Genomic DNA, 2,515 nt, shown 5'->3' on the forward strand with positions numbered 1-2,515 from the left:
GGGCGGGGCCTCGGGGCCGCCCGCGGCGCGCCAGCGGGCGGCGACGGCCGCGAGCTCGCGGCCGTCCTGTGCCGCCTGGCGCAGCTCGTGGCCGAGCAGGTCCTCCGGCTGGACCCAGGTCAGTCGGAGCATCCCGGCTCTCCCATCCCGGCGAACGCCCGCTCGTGGGCGCGGCGCCGCCGTACGTCCCGCTCGAAGATCTCCCGGGTCGCTTCGGCCAGCGTGCGCCCCGGCTCCCACAGGTCCAGGCGGCTGGCCTCCGCCACCGTCTTCGCCCAGTCCTCCGGGACCGGCGAGCCCAGCGCTCCCGCCAGCGCCCCGGCCATCGTCGCGATGGAGTCGCAGTCGCGGCCGTAGTTCACCGCGCCGAGGACGGCCTGCCGGAAGTCGCCGCGTGCCACCGTCAGCATGCCCAGCGCGACGGGCAGTTCCTCGATCGCGTGCAGCCGGGACGGGCGGCGGGCGCCCAGGGAAGGGCTGCGGTAGTCCGGGCCCACCGTGTCGTACGGCGCGACCGCCTTCCGCAGGGGGCCCAGCGCCGACTCGAAGCCGGTGTGGCGGCGGGCCACGTCGCAGACCTTCTCGATCGCGTCCCGGGTGCCGTCCTTGGCCAGCGACAGGCACGCCGTCACCACCGAGTCCGGCGTAGCCCCCGGCGCGCACGCCGCCGCGACCCCGGCCGCGAGGACGCCCGCGGCCTCCCTGCCGTACGAGGACTGGTGGGCGCCGGCGATGTCGAGGGCCTCGGCGTACGCGGCCGCCGGGTTGGCCGCGTTGACCAGGCCGACCGGGGCCATGTACATCGCGGCCCCGCAGTTGACGATGTTGCCGGTGCCGGCCTCGCGCGGGTCGACGTGGCCGTAGTGCAGCCGTGCCACCAGCCACTTCTCCGCCAGGAAGATCCGGTGCAGCGGCAGCGCCTCCGCCTCCAGCTCCGGAATCCAGCGCGGGTTCGTCATCAGGTCGGGGACCAGGTGGTCGGCGATCGCGTAGGCGTCGAGGTGGTCGCGGACGCGCGCGTACACCCGTACCAGGGCGTGCGTCATCAGCGTGTCGTCGGTGACGTGGCCGTCTCCCTTGTGGTACGGGGCGATGGGGCGGGCGGTGCGCCAGTCCTCGCCGTGCCAGGGGCCGACGACGCCGTGCACGCGGCCGCCGTGGCGCTCGAGGATCTGGTCGGGGGAGTGGCCCTCGACGGGGCCGCCGAGGGCGTCGCCGACGGCCGCTCCGACGAGCGCGCCGGTGATCCGCTCCTCCAGGCTCGTACCCCGGACCGCACCTCGGAGCGCACCTCGGCTCTGTTCTCCTCCGGGTGTGTCTTCTTTGGGTGTCATGCCCCGAATCATCCCCCCGGAGGCGCTGGTTGTTCGGCTTCCAGGAGTCCGGCGAGTTCCACGAGGTCGGTGCCGGTGAGGTGGGGCAGGACGCAGCCGGACAGGGTGCGGCAGGCATCCCGCCAGGACTCCGGGATGGCCTCGGCGCCACCCAGCGCACCGGTGAGCGCGCCCGCCAGGGCCGGGGCCGAGTCGGCCACCCGGGACAGGCAGGCGGCGGCCGGCAGCGCGTGGGCGATCCGGCCGCCGGCCGCCGTGGCCAGGGCGAGGGCGACCGGGACCGTCTCTGCGGCGGCGACGCCGTAGCTGTAGACGTGGTCGACGATCTGGTGCTCCAGCAGCGGGACGAGCGCGAACGCGCTCTCGGTGTCCTGGACGTCCTGGATGTCCTGGGCGAGGCGCAGGGCGTGCCGGGCGTTGCGGCCGATCTCCGTCTCCTCGGGCAGTTCGGCCAGCGCGGCCGTGACGCAGTGCCCGACCTCCGCGCCGGTCAGCGCCAGCGCGAGCGCCGCCGCCATCGCGCGGGCGCCGTGGACGCCGTCGCCGTCCTGGGTGTAGCGGGCGTCGAACTCGGCCAGTGCGGCGGCGCGGAGGGGGTCGCCCGGGTGGGCGGCGGCCAGCACGCAGGCCCGTACGCAGGCGGCGTCGTCGAAGTAGTGCGGGTTGTCGTGGCCGGTGGCGGGCGGGCGCAGCCCGGTCGCCAGGTTGCCGAGGCTGGCCCGGACGGAGATGCGGGCGCGCAGCGGCAGCACCGCCGACTCGATCTCGGGGGCGCGTTCGGCCGCCGCCGCGACCTGGCCGGCCAGGGTGTTCCAGGTCAGGTCGATCGCGGCCCTGGTACGCCGCTCCCGGCTGAGGTCGCCGAGCACGTCGTCGTCCCCGGCCCGCAGCAGGGCCTCCGCCGCGAACACCGCCCACTCGGCGTCGTCGGAGGGGCCGAGCCGCAACGGCTCCGGGGGCTGGTTGAGCGCGATGGGGACGGGAAGCGTGGTCGTGGCGTTCTGCTCGGCGAAGGCGTCCAGCTCACGGGTGAGCCGCCGCGTCCACTCCGGCATCCGGGCCGCCCGGTGCCGCCCCGCGGGCCACCCGGCGGCGTCCCCCGCGGCCAGCCCGAGCAGCAGCCCCTCGATCCGGCGGGTCACGACCGGACCTCGCCTTCACCCACGGCGAGGGCGCGGGAG

General features: G+C 76.2%; 2 protein-coding genes. Both read right to left on the bottom strand.

What is annotated here, in order from left to right; genetic code table 11:
- Positions 1-119: 119 nt before the first annotated feature.
- A complete protein-coding gene (locus tag C1I97_RS35295; protein ID WP_258382895.1) occupies positions 120-1,334 on the bottom strand; it encodes an ADP-ribosylglycohydrolase family protein in 1,215 nt (404 codons plus the stop codon).
- Positions 1,335-1,342: 8 nt separating this feature from the next.
- The gene (locus C1I97_RS35300) at positions 1,343-2,476 is read right to left on the bottom strand and encodes an ADP-ribosylglycohydrolase family protein (protein WP_111007033.1); all 1,134 of its coding nucleotides are present in this window, start codon (positions 2,474-2,476) and stop codon (positions 1,343-1,345) included.
- Positions 2,477-2,515: the final 39 nt, after the last annotated feature.

Origin of the sequence: Streptomyces sp. NTH33, from assembly GCF_003236365.1 — a bacterium.
Taxonomy (GTDB): domain Bacteria; phylum Actinomycetota; class Actinomycetes; order Streptomycetales; family Streptomycetaceae; genus Streptomyces.